Origin of the sequence: Pectobacterium actinidiae (assembly GCF_000803315.1) — a bacterium.
Lineage (GTDB): Bacteria > Pseudomonadota > Gammaproteobacteria > Enterobacterales > Enterobacteriaceae > Pectobacterium > Pectobacterium actinidiae.
Window position 1 is genome coordinate 776,384 of the sequence record NZ_JRMH01000002.1, and the last position, 17,268, is coordinate 793,651.

Below are 17,268 nucleotides of genomic sequence, written 5' to 3' on the forward strand. Positions count from 1 at the left end.
TTTAGGCCGGTCAGTTGACCGGCCTTTATTTTTACTGCTCTCGAAATTAACCCGTATTACGCATACCCGCCGCGACACCGGCGATCGTCACCATCAGCGCCAGCTCGAGATCGGCATCCGGCTGTTCCTGCTGACGTGAGCGGTGAAGTAGCTCAGCCTGCAACACGTTCAGGGGATCGGTGTAGACGTTACGCAGTGCGATAGACTCGGCGATCCACGGCAGGTCAGCCATCAGGTGATCGTCGTTGGAGATGGTCAGCACGACCTTGATGTCGGCGGCCAACTGATCGCGCAGCTGTTTCCCTAACGGCCACAGCTTTTCTTCTACCAGACGCTGATCGTAATACTCCGCCAGCCACAGGTCAGCTTTGGCGAATACCATCTCTAGCATGCCGATACGCGTCGAGAAGAACGGCCAGTCGCGACACATCGCTTCCAACTGTCCCTGCTTGCCATCATCCACCACTTTCTGCAAACCAGCGCCCGCACCGAGCCACGCAGGCAGCATCAAACGGTTCTGCGTCCAGGCGAAAATCCACGGGATAGCGCGCAGGCTTTCCACGCCGCCGTTCGGGCGACGTTTGGCCGGACGTGAGCCCAGCGGCAGTTTACCCAGCTCCAGTTCAGGTGTCGCAGCACGGAAATACGGGACGAAATCTGGGTTCTCACGCACGTATCCACGGTACATATCGCAGGACACGCGAGACAGCTCATCCATTACCTCGTGCCATTCCTGTTTTGGTTCCGGCGGCGGGAGCAGGTTTGCTTCCAGAATCGCGCCGGTATACAGCGCGAGGCTGCTAATGGTGACTTCCGGCAGGCCGTATTTAAAGCGGATCATCTCGCCCTGTTCCGTTACGCGCAGGCCACCTTTCAGGCTACCCGGCGGTTGTGACAACAGCGCGGCATGAGCCGGTGCACCACCGCGACCGATGGAACCGCCGCGTCCGTGGAACAGCGTCAGCGCTATACCCGCTTTCTCACAGGTTTTGATCAACGCGTCCTGTGCACGGTACTGCGCCCAAGAGGCAGCCATCACGCCCGCATCTTTCGCAGAGTCGGAATAGCCGATCATGACCATTTGCTTGCCCTGAATAAAGCCGCGATACCAGTCGATGCTCAGTAATTGCGTCATGACATCATCAGCGTTGTTCAGGTCGTCCAGCGTTTCAAACAGCGGCGCGACCGGCAGGGCGAACGGGCAGCCAGCTTCCTTGAGCAGCAGGTGAACGGCCAGCACGTCGGAAGGCGTGCGCGCCATTGAAATGACATAGGCGGCGACAGAACCGATTGGCGCTTTGGCGATGACCCGACAGGTATCCAGCACTTCTTTGGTATCCGCACTTGGTTCCCAGTAGCGCGGCAGGAGCGGGCGCTTGGAGCTAAGTTCACGAATCAGGAAGGCCTGTTTATCGGACTCAGACCAGCTTTCGTAGTCGCCCAGACCCAGATAGCGAGTAATTTCGGCCAGCGCCTCGGTATGACGGGTACTCTCCTGACGCACGTCAATGCGTACCAAAGGTACACCGAAGCAGCGTACGCGGCGCAACGTGTCCAACAGGCTGCCATCAGCGATAATGCCCATGCCGCAGGCTTTCAGAGACTGGTAGCAGGCGTAAAGCGGTTCCCAGAGTTGCTCGTTGGTCAACAGCAGATCTTTAGGGGGCAGACGCTCTTCACCTGTCAGGCGTGCTTCCAGATAGCTCAGCGTACTGCTCAGCTGTGAACGCAATGACTTCATGATGGCGCGGTACGGTTCCTGTACCTCGCTGCCACCGGCACGCTCCAACAGTTCCGGCGTACATTCGGACATCGACAGCTCGGAAACCAGCACCTGAATATCACGCAGGAACAGATCGGCGGCTTTCCAGCGGCTGAGTAACAGCACATGGCGAGTGACTTCCGCCGTGACGTTCGGGTTACCGTCACGGTCACCACCCATCCATGAGGTAAAGCGCACCGGAACCGCATCCACTGGCAAACGGTAGCCGAAAGCCTGTTCCAACTGCTCATCCAGCTCGCGTAAAAATGCAGGCACGCCTTCCCACAGGCTGTTTTCCACCACGGCGAAACCCCATTTGGCTTCATCTACCGGGGTTGGACGAATTTTGCGGATTTCATCGGTATGCCAGGACTGCGCGATCAACTGGCGCAGGCGTCGCATGATCTGGTTGCGTTCATAATCAGCCAGATCGTTGTGGTCGAGCTGCTTGAGGCAGGTATTCACTTCTACCAGCTTGTGGATCAGCGTCCGGCGGGTAATTTCGGTCGGGTGCGCGGTTAGCACTAGCTCAATCGACAGCGATTCCACGGCATCGCGGATATCGCGGTCGGTCAGATCTTTGCTTTCCTTCAGGCGCTCAAAGGCATTGGAAAGCTGTGCTGGGTTACTCGCTGCTTCACCGTGCGGTGAAATCGTATGATATTGCTCAGCGGTGTTGGTCAGGTTAAGGAACTGGCTGAATGCGCGGGCAACGGGCAACAGTTCATCGTTAGACAGGTTTTGCAGCGTGGTCAGCAACTCCTGGCGATGTTTTTCATTACCTGCGCGGGAAGACTTTGACAACTTGCGGATTGTTTCGACTTTATCAAGGATGTTTTCACCCAGTGCTTCTTTGATGGTATCGCCGAGCAGCTTGCCGAGCATACTGACGTTACTACGCATTGCAGAATATTGTTCGTTCATAGTTACCCTGACCCATCCCTACCATTTTTGTAAGTTTATTTCACTTGACATATTTTAACGCACTGCCTCCATCTAGCCACGATAAGGCGAGTTCGTCAATTGACGATTCTTTCTTCTCCTTATTCTTTGTACTTGCATTAAGGCGGGCTTGGCAATTTGTGAAATTTAATTACAGAGGCTTAGATATTAGGGTAACTAATTAGCGGGTAAGGATGGCGGGGCGCAACGGCCCCGCGAGTGCGGTTACGACTGTCTGGAGGCTCTGACGACCAGAATATAAGTCAGCGTAAAAGAAAGTACGATGGCGATAGCCATGCCAGAGACGGCATAGCTAAAGTATGGGCCGATATAGGCTGGCAGGCTGAAAATACTGGACAAGATATAGCCATACAGCCGGACGCCGAAGTACGCGATAAACGCCGAGGCAATGGAACTGGCAACCGTGGCGGCGATAAACGCTTTTTTATACTTCGTCAGCACGCCGAATAGCGCGGGTTCCGTAATACCCAGCAACGCGGACACTCCGGCAGACAGCACGACGGACTTATCCTGACGGTTTTTGGCATGGAAATAGATGGCAAACGTGGCACCCGCAATCGCCATATTAGCCATACACATCATCGGCATCAGCATATCAAAACCTTGGTCGGAGAAGTTTTGTAGCGCAATGGGCGTCATGGCGTGATGCATGCCGGTCAGGATGGCGACAGGCCGGATGGCACCCACCACAAAACCCGCGAAGACCGCGGACAGATCGAACAGACTCTGGATAAACAGCGCCAGCAGCTTGCCAAGGTAAATCCCAAATGGCCCGATAACCGTGAGTGACACCAGCGCGGCGATAAACAGCGTCAGCGTCGGGGTAAATACGGTTTTCAGCACCGAAGGCATAATGCGATCGACCCAGCGATGGATATAGCTCAGTGCCAGCACGGAGAAAATGACCGGGATGACGCTGGCGGCGTAGTTGAACACCGAAATGGGCAGCACGCCCATAAAGTAAAAGGCGCTGACCGCATCAGGGCTTTTGCTGGCTAAGGCTTTTGCGGCTTCCATTAACGACGGATACATCAGGCAGGCTGCAACGGCCGCTGCCAGATATTCGTTTGTTTTAAATATCTTGGCGGCCGAGACGGCGAGGAAGAACGGGAGGAAATAGAATACGCCGCTGGCGATCAGATCGAGGACGATCACGGTATCCGTTTTCGCGGAGATCACTTTCATGGCGATCAATCCGGCCAGCAGGCCTTTGATCATCCCAGCTCCTGCGATGGCAGGCACGATCGGGCCAAATACGCCGGAAACGGTATCCATGAATAGCGAAATCAGCCCTTTTTTCTGCTTCTGCACGTCTGGCTGTGATGGTGTTGTGGAAGAAAGCGCTGTCGGAGAAAGCTGGGCGGTCAGCAGTTCGTAATACTCATTGACCTGCGGCCCGATAATAATCTGAAATTGCTCACTCTGGTGCTGTGCACCTAATATGCCTGGCAGACTTTTGATGGCCTCAGTTTGCACTTTACTTTCATCAATTAAATCAAACCGAAGCCGTGTCATGCAGTGCCAGGCTTTATTAATATTTTCGTTTCCGCCAACCAGTTTAATGATTGACTGAATAACGTCACTTTTTCCCATGGAATAAACTCCCCGCTGCATAGCCTTATGTTATTTTTGGCTGAATTATTTCCTCAGATAGTAAAATTTAAAAAAATAAAAAACAAACCAATAAAACATGATTTTCATCACATGCTTACTTTTTTAAGGCATCTTTTTTGTTTATTTCTTTAAATTGGTCTGGTTTTTTTATCAATTTAACGCGTTTTTCAAACCAAAATAAATCTTTTAAATAATAGGTTTACAATAAAAGAAAAAATAAGTAGAAAACAAAAAAAGAAACTGATTTTAGATTGTGTTTTTGCCGGGTAGGGCTATTCCGGTAAATGCGCTGGAGGATATTTTTTTGTTGCCGACAATCATTACTGATATTGAATGTCTTGTTACCCGTCCCGACCGCCATAATTTAGTGACGGTGGTGGTTCACACGGATAAAGGCGTGACGGGTTATGGATGTGCGACTTTCCAGCAGCGCCCGCTGGCTGTCAAAGCGATGGTGGACGAGTACCTCAAACCACTTTTGCTAGGACGAGATGCCAACCACATTGAAGATCTGTGGCACATGATGATGGTCAACGCTTATTGGCGTAATGGGCCGGTTATCAATAATGCGGTGGCGGGCGTTGATATGGCGCTGTGGGATATCAAGGGCAAGCTGGCGGATATGCCGCTTTATCACCTGTTTGGTGGGAAATCCCGTGATGCCATTGCCGCTTACAGCCATGCTGCCAGCGATACGCTGGATGGGCTTTATCAGGAAGTGGATCGGCTGTATGCGCAGGGCTATCGTCATATCCGCTGCCAGTTAGGGTTCTATGGCGGTAATCCCGATGCGCTGCACAGCACGCGGCAGCCAACGGAGGGAGCCTATTACGATCAGGATCAGTACATGGCCAACACGCTCGCCATGTTCCGTGCGCTGCGCGAGAAATACGGCGATCGTTTCCACATCCTGCATGATGTTCATGAGCGCTTGTTCCCGAATCAGGCCGTACAGTTCGCCAAAGCGGTAGAAGTGTATCGTCCTTATTTTATCGAAGATATTTTGCCGCCCGCGCAAAATGAATGGCTGGCGCAGATCCGCAGCCAGAGTGCGGTGCCGCTGGCGACTGGGGAGTTGTTTAATAACCCTGCCGAGTGGCAGAGCTTGGTGATTAACCGTCAGGTTGATTTCATCCGCTGTCATGTCTCACAGATTGGCGGGATTACGCCAGCGCTGAAGCTGGGCGCGTTCTGTCAGAACTTTGGCGTTCGTCTCGCATGGCACTGTCCGCCGGATATGACGCCTATTGGCGCGGCGGTCAACATTCACCTGAATATCCACCTGCATAACGCTGCGATTCAGGAATTTGTCGCTTACCCGGAAAATACCCGCAAGGTCTTCCCGCAGGCGGTGGAACCGGAGAATGGCTATCTGTATCCGATTGAACGCTCTGGTATTGGCGTGGGTATCGATCTGGACGCGGCGCGGCAGTTCCCCGTTGTCTATCGCCCACACGAGTGGACGCAGAGTCGCCTGCCCGATGGCACGATGCATACGCCGTGAGTGAAGTATTACGGCGACTGGCGGAAATTCAGGTTATCGCGGTTAAAGGGGATGACGTAGGTGCAGGCGTAGTTGATATCGATGATATCGCTCGATTCGTACACGCGACCGCCCTGTAAAATGCCGCGATTAAGAATATGCATCGCCGCTGTGCCTTTCTTGCAGCCCAGCAGCTCAGCCTGTGCTTTGGTGACGTTAACCGCCTGATAATGTGTCAGGTAGTGTGAAATCGCATAGCCCTTGCTGAGCACATACTGCTGAATAGAGCTTTCAATAATCTTCTGACTCATGTCTGGAAAGTCTGCGGCGGGCATCTTCGATATCTCAATCTGCACCTTACGATTATCGACATAACGCAACCGGCTAAATTCCCATATGAACGTATTTTCGCTGATAGCAAAAACCTGCTGCTCTTCCCGATTTGGCAGGCGTTTACGCAGGCTAAGCAAGCGGAATGAGATCTGATTAAATTTCTTTTCGGTAATTGAGTTATACACCAGCGGGTTGCTGCGTACGCCCTGATTGATGAAGTTACCGGAGCCTTGCACCATATGGATTGCGCCGATGCTGGCGAGTTTTTCCAATGCCTGACGAATAGTGAAGCGCGACACCCCGTATTCTTCCGCCAACTGGCGTTCTGGCGGCAGCTTTTCCGGCAGCGGATCGGTGTGCTGATAGATTTTGCTCAGTAAATCCTGTGCGATGAAATCTTTCTTTTTCATTATCTGTCTCAAAATGACCCTGCCAGCATGGCTGACAAGGCCGCTTTCGTCGGATCAGTGGTGGCAGAAATGGTGAATAACCTGAGAAATCAGTTCCCGCGTCGGTTTGATAAATTTGGTATCGATATATTCATCCGGCTGGTGCGCCTGTTCTATCGATCCCGGCCCCAGAACCAGCGTCGGGCACAGCGTCTGAATAAACGGTGCTTCGGTACAATAATTCACGATTTCCGTTTTCGTTCCCAGCAGATTCTCCACGACTGACACCAGACGGTGATCGGATGGGCACTCATAGCCAGGAATCGGCGGGTGCAGCTCGCTGATGGTTAACCGACCGGGCCAGCGTTGACTAACAGGCTCGAGCGCTTCAGACAGTAGCCCGTCCAGATCGTTAAGCGTAATGCCCGGCAGCGGACGGATATCCATATGCAGTTCACAGCAGCCGCAAATACGGTTAGCGGCATCGCCGCCGTGAATGTGGCCGAGGTTCATGGTCGGGTGAGGAATGTGGAAAATCGGGTTGTGGTAGCGTTCCTGTAGTGTGTTACGCAGTACCAGCAGGTGAGAAATGGCTTCGTGCATCAGCTCGATCGCGTTCACGCCGCGCGACGGATCGCTGGAGTGGCCAGACTGCCCCTGAATGCGGATCGCGTTGGACATATGACCCTTGTGGGCACGCACCGGTTGCAGTGAAGTCGGTTCACCAATAATGGCGCAATCCGGGTGAATCTGCGTCGATTCGGAGAAATACTTGGCGCCCGCCATCGTCGTCTCTTCATCCGCCGTTGCCAGCACATAGAGCGGTTTCGTCAGCTTGGTCGGATCGATGTCGCGTAACGCATCCAGAATAAAGGCAAAGAAGCCTTTCATATCCGCCGTACCCAAGCCGTACAGCTTGTTGTCGTGTTCGGTCAGCGTGAACGGGTCGCGCGTCCAGCGGCCGTCATCGAACGGGACGGTGTCGGTGTGGCCTGCCAACAATAAGCCACCTTTTCCTTCACCAATCCGCGCCAGCATATTAAATTTATTGAGGGTGCCGGGAACCGGTTGGACTTCCACATGGAAGCCAAGATCGCCGAACCAGCCTGCCAGCAGGTTGATTAAGGTATGATTACTTTGATCGAGCGCGCTGTCGGTGGCACTGATGGACGGTGTGGCGATCAATGCCCGATATAGCTCAATAAAAGGGGGTAAATTCATCTTCACTGTTGACAGCCTCTGGTTAGGATAGTATCAATATTCATGCATTTATTTTGAATAAAAATACAATAATGCTCGGCGAAAGGAAACCCAAAGGTACGGCGATGGCGATTCGTCACTTTCACTGAGTTTCGCGGGTGAACAGCGTACCGACGCTGGTGAGCCCTGTTACCTGTTCCATAGATAAGTAAGAAGGTATACGGATCCCATGCTGAATACGCTGATTGTTGGTGCAAGTGGTTATACCGGCGCTGAGCTTGCGCTCTACCTGAACCGTCACCCACAGATGAACATAACCGCTTTGATGGTTTCTGCGCAAAGTGTCGATGCAGGAAAATTGATTTCTGATTTACATCCGCAGCTCAAAGGCATCATCGATATCCCGGTAAAACCGCTGACCGATGCGGAAGAAGCGGCGAAAGGTGTAGATGTCGTTTTTCTGGCGACCGACCACAAAGTCAGCCACGATCTGGCTCCTGTTTTTCTGGCGGCAGGCTGTACTGTTTTTGATTTGTCCGGCGCGTTCCGCGTACAGGACGCTGAATTTTATCGTCGCTATTATGGTTTTGAGCACCAGCACCCTGACTGGCTGGCAAAAGCGGTTTACGGGCTGGCCGAATGGCGCGCAGAAAGCGTAAAACAGGCACAGCTGATTGCCGTGCCGGGCTGCTATCCAACGGCTGCGCAGTTGGCGCTGAAGCCGCTGCTGGATGCACAACTGCTGAATCCGGCACAGTGGCCAGTGATTAATGCCGTGAGCGGCGTGAGCGGGGCGGGGCGTAAAGCGTCGCTGACCAGCAGCTTCTGTGAAGTCAGCCTGCAACCCTATGGCATTTTCAACCACCGCCATGAACCTGAAATTTCAACGCACCTCGGTACGCCAGTGATCTTTACGCCACATTTGGGCAACTTTGCTCGCGGTATTCTGGAAACCATCACCTGTCGCCTGCAACCGGGCGTCACCCAGCAGGATGTCGCTGAGGCCTATCACACGGCATACCACGATAAGCCGCTGGTTCGCCTGTACGATAAGGGCGTTCCGGCGCTGAAATCCGTTGTCGGCCTGCCGTTCTGCGATATCGGTTTCTCCGTCGACGGCGAGCACCTGATCGTGGTGGCCACCGAGGATAACCTGCTGAAAGGCGCGGCAGCACAGGCTGTACAATGCATGAACATTCGTTTTGGTTTCCCTGAAACCCAATCGTTAATTTAATGACTACTGGTTCCGACATTTCGAGGCGTGAAGCATAATGAATCCGTTAATTATCAAATTAGGTGGCGTTTTACTGGATAGCGAAGAAGCGCTGGAACGTCTGTTCACCGCGCTGGTGGCTTACCGCCAGGAACATCAGCGTCCGCTAGTGATTGTGCACGGTGGCGGCTGTCTGGTGGATGATCTGATGAAGAAACTGGCGCTGCCCGTCGTGAAGAAAAACGGCCTGCGCGTCACGCCTGCCGATCAGATTGACATCATCACCGGTGCGTTGGCGGGATCCGCTAACAAGACGCTGCTGTCATGGGCGAAGAAGCATGACATCAATGCGGTCGGCTTGTGTCTGGGCGATGGCGGCAGTACGACGGTCACGCAGTTAGATGAGTCTTTGGGCTTTGTGGGTAAAGCAGAAGCGGGATCGCCTGCGCTGCTGAACACGTTGCTGTCTGCGGGCTATCTGCCTGTTGTTAGCTCCATCGGTATTACGGCCGAGGGTGACCTGATGAACGTCAACGCCGATCAGGCAGCGACGGCGCTGGCGCAAACGCTGGGCGCGGATTTAATCCTGCTGTCTGACGTTAGCGGCATTCTGGACGGTAAAGGCCAGCGTATTGCCGAAATGACGGCAGAGAAAGCCGAGCAATTGATCGCTCAGGGCATCATCACCGACGGCATGATTGTTAAGGTTAACGCCGCGCTGGATGCTGCTCGTGCGCTGGGTCGTCCGGTTGATATCGCCAGCTGGCGTCATGCTGAGCAGCTACCTGCGCTGTTCAATGGCGTGGCGATTGGCACACGTATTCTGGCGTAAGTCGTTTCTGGGTATGGCATGATGCGATACCAACATGAATTAAATTCTGGGAGTAAGGGTTATGGCTTTGTGGGGCGGTCGGTTTAGTCAGGCAGCAGATCAGCGTTTTAAACAATTTAATGACTCACTGCGGTTTGATTACCGTCTGGCGGAGCAGGACATCGTTGGCTCGATCGGCTGGTCGAAAGCATTGGTGACGGTCAATGTGCTCAGCGAACAGGAACAGCAGCAACTGGAACAGGCGCTGAATGCGCTGCTGGTTGAGGTACAGGCCGATCCTGAGATGATCCTGCAAAGCGATGCAGAAGATATTCACAGCTGGGTTGAGCAACGTCTGATCGAGAAAGTCGGCGATTTAGGTAAAAAGCTGCATACCGGCCGTAGCCGTAACGATCAGGTCGCGACCGATCTGAAACTGTGGTGCAAGGCGCAGATTGCCGAGTTGCTGCTGTCGGTGCGCCAGCTGCGTCAGACGTTGGTCACGACGGCGGAAGCGAATCAAGATGCGGTGATGCCGGGCTACACCCACCTGCAGCGCGCACAGCCGGTGACGTTTGCTCACTGGTGTCTGGCCTACCACGAGATGCTGGCGCGTGATGAAAGCCGTCTGGAAGATACGCTGAAGCGTCTGGATGTCAGCCCACTGGGTTGCGGTGCGCTGGCGGGAACGGCTTATCCGATTGACCGTGAGCAACTGGCGGGCTGGCTGGGATTTGCCTCGGCCACGCGTAACAGTCTGGATACGGTTTCCGATCGCGATCATGTACTGGAACTGCTGTCCGATGCGTCGATCGGCATGATCCACCTGTCGCGTTTTGCCGAAGATCTGATCTTCTTCAACAGCGGTGAGGCGGCGTTCGTTGAGCTGTCTGATCGTGTGACATCCGGTTCTTCCCTGATGCCGCAGAAGAAAAACCCAGATGCGCTGGAGCTGATTCGCGGTAAATGCGGTCGTGTACAGGGCGCGTTGACCGGCATGATGATGACGCTTAAAGGCCTGCCGCTGGCGTATAACAAAGACATGCAGGAAGACAAAGAAGGGCTGTTTGACGCGCTGGATACCTGGCACGATTGCCTGATGATGGCGGGTCTGGTGCTGGAAGGCATTCAGGTTAAGCGTCCGCGCTGTAAAGAAGCGGCCGAGCAAGGCTACGCGAACTCCACCGAGCTGGCAGACTATCTGGTCGCGAAAGGCGTTCCGTTCCGTGAAGCGCACCATATCGTGGGTGAAGCGGTGGTGGAAGCCATTCGTCAGGGCAAAGCGTTGGAAGCGTTGCCGCTGGCCGATCTGCAAAAATTCAGCGCGGTGATTGGCGAGGACGTGTACCCGATTCTGGCGCTGCAATCCTGTCTGGATAAACGTGCTGCACAAGGTGGCGTTTCACCACAGCAGGTCGCTAAAGCGATCAGTGATGCGAAGCAGCGCTTAGCCTAAGAATCTATCCATTAGGCTATTTTATTTGCCAGTTTGAACCTGGGCAGTGCTCGAAATCCTCACGTACTACGTGTACGCTCCGGTTTCTGTGCGCTGTCCGAGTCCAAACTGGCTGCACCAATAACGCCTACTGGAATAGATTTAAGCTGTACCTTCCGTTCCCCCAACGTTACCGATCTGATTTTTCTGCAAATTATCATCTATCCCTGTTCATATGGAATGCGGCTCGCATTTTTCTGCTCAGCGTCTTCCCAACCGGAATTGTTTCTGGACATCCATACAGTATCATTTTACCTTGACCGACAGCGTGAAAGGCCGGCGGAGGCAAAGTGGATATCAGCATATTTTATGGTCTTGGCGGCAGTGCGGTCGGGCTACTCGTCGGGTGGTTGATTGCCAGCCTGATTCATCAGCAGAAGCTGTCGCAGCATGACACCGAACAGCGGTTGCTGGCGCAGACATTGCACCAGACTCAGCAGTCGCTCAGCGAACAACAGCAGGCAAAGCAGCAGGACGAACAAAGGCTGCGGCAAAACGAGCTAGAACTGCGCACGACTCACGCTCAACTCTCTGCCTGCCATGAAAAGCTGCAACAGCTCGGTGAACTCCGTGAGGAGTGCGTGCAGTTAAATCAGGAACTGCGAACGTTGCGTGAAATCAATAGCGCGCAGGAAGCGGAGCTGCGGGAAGTCACCATTCGGTTGGAAGAAACCCGTATAGCGGCGGAAGAGAAGCAGCGGCTGCTGGCAAACAGCGAACAGCGGTTGACGACACAGTTTGAGAATCTGGCGAACCGGATTTTTGAACACAGTGGTCGTAAGGTGGATGAACAAAATAAACAGAGTCTGGATAAGCTGCTGATGCCGCTGCGTGAGCAGCTTGATGGGTTCCGTCGCCAGGTACAAGACAGCTTTGGCGCAGAAGCGCGCGAACGTCATACATTGGCGCATGAAATTCGCAATCTGCAAAAGCTGAACGCACAGATGGCACATGAAGCCATCAACCTGACGAAAGCACTGAAGGGCGACAATAAGACACAGGGCAATTGGGGAGAAGTGGTGTTAAGCCGTGTGCTGGAAGCCTCCGGTCTGCGTGAAGGCTATGAATACCAAACACAGGTTAGCGTGCAGACGGGGGTCAATAGCCGCTTGCAACCGGATGTCATTGTGCGTTTACCGCAGGGCAAAGATGTCGTGATCGATGCCAAAATGTCGCTGGTGGCCTACGAGCGCTATTTCAATAGTGACGATGACGCGGAGTGTAGTGTGGCGCTGAACGAACATTTGCTCTCAGTTCGCAGCCATATTCGGCAGTTGAGCAGCAAAGATTACCAACAGCTTCCGGGTCTGCGTTCGCTAGACTACGTGTTGATGTTTATTCCCGTTGAGCCTGCTTTTTTGGTTGCTATCGATCGCCAGCCCGAATTGATCAACGAGGCGTTAAAGCACAATATTATGCTGGTCAGCCCGACCACGCTGCTGGTGGCATTACGTACCATCAATAATTTATGGCGCTATGAACAGCAGAGCCGCAATGCACAACAGATCGCTGAAAAAGCGTCTCGGCTGTACGATAAACTGCGGCTGTTCGTAGACGATATGGAAGCGCTGGGGCAGAGTCTGGATAAAGCGCAGGGCACTTATCGTCAGGCGATGAATAAACTTTCCTCTGGGCGTGGTAACCTTATTGGCCAGGCTGAGGGGTTCCGTGCGCTGGGGGTCGAAATTAAACGCACGATCAGCCCGTCATTGGCCGAAAAAGCAACGGCCCATGAGCACGCTGAACACGATGAATTACCGGGTTCTGTCGCGCCCGATGCTATTCCTCCTGCCGTAAAAACGGAAGGAGAAGAAGGGGAATCCTCCTTAGCGACCCGTAACCTATCCTAAACAATTCGAGTTGCGTGAAGCCAACGCACAAGCAGCTTGAAGTATGACGGATATAAATGAGTATGGATTTCGTGAGCTTGGCACCAGGCTAGGCGAAATTAGTGCAGTGGGGTTTTTATACGGGTCTGGTACACTCTCATCATAAATGGGTAGACCCGAAATTTGACTGAAATAGTAGGCGGATAAGATGGCAAGTGAGCAGGAGAAAACGGCCGACTTTGGTTTTCGGACTGTCGCCAGGGATGAAAAAGAAGTCATGGTGGCTGAGGTTTTTCATTCTGTCGCAGCAAAGTATGACTTGATGAATGACCTGATGTCCTTTGGTATCCACCGTGTCTGGAAGCGTTTCACTATCGAATGCAGTGGGGTAAGACGTAACCAGCGTGTTCTCGATCTTGCCGGAGGAACTGGGGATTTAACTGCCAAATTCTCCCGTATGGTGGGAGAAGGTGGTGAGGTCATTCTGGCGGACATCAACGCATCAATGCTGAAAGTGGGCCGCGAAAAACTGCGTAACAAAGGCATTATCGACAACATCAACTACGTGCAGGCCAATGCTGAAGCGCTGCCGTTCCCTGATGACTTCTTCGACTGCATTACTATCTCCTTTGGTCTGCGCAACGTGACGGACAAAAACAAAGCGCTGCGCTCAATGTACCGCGTGCTGAAGCCGGGTGGTCGGTTGCTGGTGCTGGAGTTTTCCAAGCCGATCATTAAACAGCTGAGCACCGTTTATGATGCCTATTCATTTCATATCCTGCCGAGGATTGGCGAAGCCGTGGCGAGTGATGCTGGGAGCTACCGCTATCTGGCGGAATCTATCCGCATGCATCCCGATCAGGAAACGCTGAAAGGGATGATGATCGATGCCGGTTTTGACAGTGTTAATTATTTCAACCTCACCGGTGGAATCGTTGCGCTGCATCGTGGGTTCAAATTCTGATTGGAAACGCCAATGCTGATAACGTCTTTTCTGACTGCTACGCTGGAAACCGCGCTGAATCAGCTGCTTTTTCACGATACGGTTGCTTGTGATCGCAGCATGAAGTCTGCCCGTCAGCGCTTACAGGGGAAAACACTTCAGATCGAGTTGGCTGAACTGGATGTGCCTTTGGTGCTGGTGTTTAACGAACAGCGGCTGGACGTTATTAGCCAATGGGGCGAACCTGCTGATTGCTGCCTGAAAACACGTGTTCCGGTTCTGATGAAATTACGCGATCGTCAACAGCTATCGTCACTGATGCGCAGCGGCGAGCTGGTGATAGAGGGCGATATTCAAGTCGTTCAGCAGTTCATCGTGCTGTTTGATCTGGCGGAGTTCGATCCGGCGGAGTGGTTGTCCCCCTATCTGGGCGATATTGTTGCTCAGGGTCTTACCCAAACGGCACAGAAAACCCTGAGTTTCCTGAGACGGTCATTACATCAGCAGCAACATTTCCTGTCCGAGACGTTAACGGAAGAGTGGCGGCTAGCTCCGGGAAAACTGGAAAATGCCTGGTTCCATGAGGAAATTGTTGCGCTGGATAAATCCGCCGATACGTTGTCCGAACGGCTGGCGAAGCTGGAGGCTTTACGATGACGCCCAGTGAATTACGCCGTCTTTATAGCATTGTGCGTGTGCTGTTGGACTATGGTCTGGACGAGCTTATTCCTAAAATGCGACTGACGCTTCCGCTGCGTGCGGGTCGTCGTCTGCTGTTCTGGTTGCCCAATCGTCACCGCGACATGCCTTTAGGGGAGCGCCTGCGTTTGGCGCTTCAGGAGCTGGGGCCGGTGTGGATTAAGTTCGGACAAATGATGTCTACACGCCGCGATCTGTTTCCACCAGCCATCGCCGATCAACTGGCGATGTTGCAGGATCAGGTTGAGCCGTTTGATGGCAAGCTGGCGCGTGAGCAAATTGAGCTGTCGATGGGGGGAATCCCTCTGGAAGAGTGGTTTGATGACTTTGATATTAAACCGCTGGCCTCTGCCTCGATTGCACAGGTGCATACCGCATGCCTGAAAAGTACGGGAAAAGAGATCGTTATCAAGGTCATCCGCCCGGATATTTTGCCTGTCATCAAAGCGGATATGCGCCTGATGAAACGTCTGGCGGGTTGGTTGCCTCACCTGTTGCCGGATGGTCGCCGTCTGCGTCCGCGCGAAGTGGTGCTGGAATATGAAAAAACGCTGCTTGATGAGCTGAATTTGCTGCGAGAAGCGGCAAACGCTATCCAACTGCGGCGTAATTTTGAGAACAGCCCGATGCTGTATGTGCCGGAAGTTTATTCGGATTATTGCAGCGAAAGCATGTTAGTGATGGAGCGAATCTACGGTATTCCTGTTTCTGATGTTGACGCGCTGACGGCCAATGGCACGGATATGAAGTTACTGGCAGAACGCGGCGTTCAGGTTTTCTTCACGCAGGTGTTCCGTGATAGTTTCTTCCATGCAGATATGCATCCCGGCAATATCTTTATCAGCCACGAGCACCCGGAAGATCCGCAATACATCGGTATTGATTGCGGTATCGTCGGTTCGTTGAACAAAGAAGATAAACGCTATCTGGCTGAGAATTTTATTGCCTTCTTCAACCGTGATTATCGCAAAGTTGCCGAACTGCATGTGGATTCGGGCTGGGTGCCTCCAGACACCAATGTTGCAGATTTTGAGTTTGCTATACGTACGGTCTGTGAGCCGATCTTCGAGAAGCCGTTGGCGGAAATTTCGTTCGGCCATGTATTATTGAATTTGTTTAATACGGCGCGTCGCTTCAATATGGAAGTACAGCCTCAACTGGTATTGCTGCAAAAAACGCTGCTGTATGTCGAAGGCGTGGGTAGGCAGCTTTATCCGCAGCTCGACCTGTGGAAAACCGCTAAGCCGTTTCTGGAAAACTGGCTGAAACAGCAGGTCGGTTTGCCTGCGGTTTTCCGTGCGCTTAAAGAAAAGGCACCGTTCTGGGCTGAAAAATTACCGGAAGTGCCTGAATTATTTTATGACGGGCTACGCCAGCATAAGATGTTAAAACAAAGCGTCGATCAACTGGCCTATGAGTTGAAGGCGCAGCAGTCTCGTCAAGGACAGTCACGATATCTTTTGGGTATTGGCGCAACGCTGCTAATCAGTGGTACGTTGTTACTCATCAGCCGTGTTGAAGCCGATATGGCTCCCTCGGGGTTGATGGCAGCAGGAATTGTTGCCTGGATTATCGGCTGGCGTCGAACTCGTTGAAGCAGATCATGATGCACGTCAGAATTACCCGATATAATAACGAGAATTCTGTCGTTCCCCTTTTTGAAAAGAGGTAAATGTTATGGGTGGTATTAGTCTCTGGAACCTGTTGATTATCGCAGTCATCGTCATCTTACTGTTCGGAACCAACAAGCTGAGAACGCTGGGTTCGGATCTGGGAGCATCCATCAAAGGCTTTAAGAAAGCGATGGGTGACGATCAGCCGTCTACTAGTGCAGACAAAACGCAGCCAGATGCGGATTTCTCTACCAAGTCTATCGCTGACAATCAGTCAGACGTCAAGCCGGGCGAAACGAAGAGCCAGCATAAAGAGCAGGTGTAATCTGTGTTCGATATCGGTTTTGGTGAACTGCTATTGGTGATGGTTCTCGGCCTGATTGTCCTCGGACCGGAGCGGTTGCCTGTGGCAGTCAGAACGGTTGCAAGTTGGATCAGGACGCTGCGTTCGCTGGCGTCTACGGTTCAGAATGAGCTGTCGCAGGAGCTGAAACTCCAGGAGTTTCAGGAAAGTCTGAAGAAAGTCGAAAAAGCCAGTTTGCAGAATCTGTCGCCAGAGTTGAAAGCCTCAATGGATGAACTCAAAGAGGCGGCAGAAGCGATGAAACGTGGCTATACCGAGCCATCGTCACCGCAAAATTCAGATGATCACCAAAAGTCAGATGATCATAGTGCGGCGGCGGAATCACAACGCAACACCCCGTTAAACGATCCTGAAGCGGCCTACGATGGGGTGATCGAAGCGGAAACCGCAGTACGTCCAGCAGACAGACAGCAGAAGCCTGAAAACGGTGCTGCTGCACATCACCATGATGGTCGCAATGCCACAAGTGATGACGCTGTCGGTAATGATAATGTCAAACCTGAGCAGTCCCAGTCTTCTACTGTTTCTGCCCGCCAACCGAGCGATAGTCGTTAGTT

General features: G+C 52.8%; 14 protein-coding genes. 10 read left to right on the forward strand and 4 right to left on the reverse strand.

Features of this window, described 5'->3' with window-relative positions:
- Positions 1-46 precede the first annotated feature (46 nt).
- Entirely contained in the window at positions 47-2,686 is a 2,640-nt protein-coding gene (gene ppc / locus KKH3_RS20970) for a phosphoenolpyruvate carboxylase (protein ID WP_039364181.1), read from the reverse strand.
- A gap of 243 nt (positions 2,687-2,929) precedes the next feature.
- On the reverse strand, positions 2,930-4,318 hold the full coding sequence (locus KKH3_RS20975) for a PTS transporter subunit EIIC (protein WP_039364184.1): 1,389 nt from the start codon (positions 4,316-4,318) through the stop codon (positions 2,930-2,932).
- 325 nt (positions 4,319-4,643) lie between these two features.
- Here KKH3_RS20975 and KKH3_RS20980 point away from each other — a divergent pair, with 325 nt between their 5' ends.
- Positions 4,644-5,843 carry a starvation-sensing protein RspA gene (locus tag KKH3_RS20980; protein WP_039364420.1) on the forward strand — a complete coding sequence of 400 codons (1,200 nt, stop codon included), beginning with the start codon at positions 4,644-4,646 and terminating at the stop codon, positions 5,841-5,843.
- 8 nt (positions 5,844-5,851) lie between these two features.
- On the opposite strand, the gene KKH3_RS20985 is transcribed toward KKH3_RS20980, so the two are convergent.
- Both KKH3_RS20985 and argE read right to left on the reverse strand, forming a co-directional pair.
- Complete coding sequence (locus tag KKH3_RS20985) at positions 5,852-6,565, reverse strand: GntR family transcriptional regulator (protein ID WP_039364187.1); 714 nt, start codon at positions 6,563-6,565, stop codon at positions 5,852-5,854.
- 54 nt (positions 6,566-6,619) lie between these two features.
- Positions 6,620-7,771 (reverse strand): acetylornithine deacetylase, encoded by a 1,152-nt coding sequence (argE, locus tag KKH3_RS20990; RefSeq protein ID WP_139338675.1) that lies wholly within the window; start codon positions 7,769-7,771, stop codon positions 6,620-6,622.
- Between the two features lie 202 nt (positions 7,772-7,973).
- Here argE and argC point away from each other — a divergent pair, with 202 nt between their 5' ends.
- From argC to tatB, 9 genes are all read left to right on the forward strand, one after another.
- Complete coding sequence (gene argC / locus KKH3_RS20995) at positions 7,974-8,978, forward strand: N-acetyl-gamma-glutamyl-phosphate reductase (protein ID WP_039364193.1); 1,005 nt, start codon at positions 7,974-7,976, stop codon at positions 8,976-8,978.
- A 37-nt stretch (positions 8,979-9,015) separates the two neighbouring features.
- Positions 9,016-9,789, forward strand: a complete 774-nt coding sequence (gene argB / locus KKH3_RS21000) for an acetylglutamate kinase (protein ID WP_039364196.1) — start codon at positions 9,016-9,018, stop codon at positions 9,787-9,789.
- A gap of 61 nt (positions 9,790-9,850) precedes the next feature.
- The gene (gene argH, locus KKH3_RS21005) at positions 9,851-11,224 is read left to right on the forward strand and encodes an argininosuccinate lyase (RefSeq protein ID WP_039364199.1); all 1,374 of its coding nucleotides are present in this window, start codon (positions 9,851-9,853) and stop codon (positions 11,222-11,224) included.
- Between the two features lie 329 nt (positions 11,225-11,553).
- Positions 11,554-13,113, forward strand: a complete 1,560-nt coding sequence (gene rmuC, locus KKH3_RS21010) for a DNA recombination protein RmuC (protein WP_039364202.1) — start codon at positions 11,554-11,556, stop codon at positions 13,111-13,113.
- Positions 13,114-13,300: 187 nt separating this feature from the next.
- Positions 13,301-14,056 (forward strand): bifunctional demethylmenaquinone methyltransferase/2-methoxy-6-polyprenyl-1,4-benzoquinol methylase UbiE, encoded by a 756-nt coding sequence (gene ubiE / locus KKH3_RS21015; protein WP_010283801.1) that lies wholly within the window; start codon positions 13,301-13,303, stop codon positions 14,054-14,056.
- Between the two features lie 12 nt (positions 14,057-14,068).
- Entirely contained in the window at positions 14,069-14,692 is a 624-nt protein-coding gene (gene ubiJ, locus KKH3_RS21020; protein WP_039364205.1) for a ubiquinone biosynthesis protein UbiJ, read from the forward strand.
- Complete coding sequence (gene ubiB / locus KKH3_RS21025) at positions 14,689-16,329, forward strand: ubiquinone biosynthesis regulatory protein kinase UbiB (RefSeq protein ID WP_039364209.1); 1,641 nt, start codon at positions 14,689-14,691, stop codon at positions 16,327-16,329. Before ubiJ ends, ubiB begins: the two co-directional genes overlap by 4 nt.
- Before the next feature lie 82 nt (positions 16,330-16,411).
- A complete protein-coding gene (tatA, locus tag KKH3_RS21030; protein WP_039364213.1) occupies positions 16,412-16,672 on the forward strand; it encodes a Sec-independent protein translocase subunit TatA in 261 nt (86 codons plus the stop codon).
- A gap of 3 nt (positions 16,673-16,675) precedes the next feature.
- Positions 16,676-17,266, forward strand: a complete 591-nt coding sequence (gene tatB, locus KKH3_RS21035) for a Sec-independent protein translocase protein TatB (RefSeq protein ID WP_039364217.1) — start codon at positions 16,676-16,678, stop codon at positions 17,264-17,266.
- The last annotated feature ends 2 nt before the right edge of the window (positions 17,267-17,268 follow it).

Excerpts from the sequence above, each read along its gene's own strand:
- ppc (WP_039364181.1), bottom strand. The coding sequence starts at position 2,686 with ATGAACGAACAATATTCTGCAATGCGTAGTAACGTCAGTATGCTCGGC.
- KKH3_RS20975 (WP_039364184.1), bottom strand. The coding sequence starts at position 4,318 with ATGGGAAAAAGTGACGTTATTCAGTCAATCATTAAACTGGTTGGCGGA.
- KKH3_RS20985 (WP_039364187.1), bottom strand. The coding sequence starts at position 6,565 with ATGAAAAAGAAAGATTTCATCGCACAGGATTTACTGAGCAAAATCTAT.
- argC (WP_039364193.1), top strand. The coding sequence starts at position 7,974 with ATGCTGAATACGCTGATTGTTGGTGCAAGTGGTTATACCGGCGCTGAG.
- argB (WP_039364196.1), top strand. The coding sequence starts at position 9,016 with ATGAATCCGTTAATTATCAAATTAGGTGGCGTTTTACTGGATAGCGAA.
- argH (WP_039364199.1), top strand. The coding sequence starts at position 9,851 with ATGGCTTTGTGGGGCGGTCGGTTTAGTCAGGCAGCAGATCAGCGTTTT.
- ubiE (WP_010283801.1), top strand. The coding sequence starts at position 13,301 with ATGGCAAGTGAGCAGGAGAAAACGGCCGACTTTGGTTTTCGGACTGTC.
- ubiJ (WP_039364205.1), top strand. The coding sequence starts at position 14,069 with ATGCTGATAACGTCTTTTCTGACTGCTACGCTGGAAACCGCGCTGAAT.
- ubiB (WP_039364209.1), top strand. The coding sequence starts at position 14,689 with ATGACGCCCAGTGAATTACGCCGTCTTTATAGCATTGTGCGTGTGCTG.
- tatA (WP_039364213.1), top strand. The coding sequence starts at position 16,412 with ATGGGTGGTATTAGTCTCTGGAACCTGTTGATTATCGCAGTCATCGTC.